Genomic DNA, 1,323 nt, shown 5'->3' on the forward strand with positions numbered 1-1,323 from the left:
TGAGGTTACCCTCGTTTAGTGGACACCCAACTTGTACGGATGTTGTGTCCGTAGGAGAGGATGTTCATTGTGAGCCAAAAACGCAAGAAGTACACGCCGGAGTATCGGCGTGAAGCCGCGAATCTGGTGATTGAGTCGCAGCGCCCGACCGCTCATGTGGCCCGAGAGATCGGTGTCGCCCCGGGGCTTTTGGGCAAATGGGTCAAAAATGAGCGGGAGCGCCGAGGCGCTGCCGATGGGATGAGCGCGGCGGATCTTCGGGCCGAGAATGCGCGCTTGCGCCGTGAGCTGGCAGAGGCTCGGATGGACAACGAGTTTTTGTCAAAAGCGACAGCCTTCTTCGCCGCGAAGCAACGCGAACAGAAAAGTTCGAACTAATGCGGCGAGAGAAGGCAAACTACAGCATCAAACGTATGGCACGCTTGTTGAAGGTGTCACGGTCCGGCTACTACAAATGGTCCCATAACCAGCAGCAACGCCTCCTAGGTAACGATGATCGTGCAGCATTTTACGATGATGTTGACCGCAAGATCCGCCAGATTTGGGCTGACTCTGATCAGGTCTACGGTGCACCGCGTATTACCGCAGAACTGGCTGAGCGCTACGGCATTGCGCTCAACCGTAAGACTGTGGCTAAGCGGATGCGCTTGATGGGGATTGAGGGGATTTCACCGCGTGCTTTCGTCCCGGTGACCACGATTCAGTCCAAGCGTAAGTCCACGCTTCCTGATCTGGTCAAGCGCATGTTTGATGCCGGTGAGCTCAATCGGGTGTGGATGTCGGATATTACCTACCTGCGCACCGGTGAAGGCTGGTTGTACTTGTGCGCGGTCCGTGATGGTCATTCCCGCCGTGTGCTCGGTTGGGCTATGGATAGTGTGCAAGATACTTCCCTGGTCGAGCGGGCCTTGCGGATGGCGTATACGCTGCGTGGTGACGTTCCTGATGGCCTGGTGTTTCACGCTGACCGTGGGGCACAGTTTACGAGCGAGCAGCTCTGGGACGTCTGTCGCGGCCTGGGCATTGCTCAGTCCGTGGGGCGTACCGGGGTGTGCTTCGATAACGCGATGGCTGAATCGTTCTGGTCGACGTTGAAGACTGAGTTCTACGACCGTAGGCGCTGGCCTACCAGGGATGCTGCACGCGCGGGTGTCGCCCGCTGGATTGAAGTGGTCTACAACCGTCGACGGCGCCACTCCGCACTCGGGATGGTCAGCCCCGTCGACTTCGAGCACCAGATCACCCAGACCACCAACGAAGAAGAAACAGCTGCCTAACTATGAGGTAGCTCCACTACGTGTCCACCATTTGCGGGCAACCCCA

Annotated in this window: 1 protein-coding gene; it reads left to right on the plus strand. The window is 57.9% G+C overall.

The features are described 5' to 3' along the window. Window positions 1-60 precede the first annotated feature (60 nt). Window positions 61-1,277, plus strand: a protein-coding gene (locus QP413_RS09805) for an IS3 family transposase (RefSeq protein ID WP_284781587.1) whose coding sequence is annotated in 2 segments (ribosomal slippage) — window positions 61-322 and window positions 322-1,277 — 1,218 coding nt in all. Because the reading frame shifts where the segments join, the coding sequence is not laid out codon by codon here. Window positions 1,278-1,323 lie beyond the last annotated feature (46 nt).

The sequence above is a fragment of the Corynebacterium sp. UMB4614 genome (assembly GCF_030217065.1).
Classification (GTDB): Bacteria; Actinomycetota; Actinomycetes; order Mycobacteriales; family Mycobacteriaceae; genus Corynebacterium.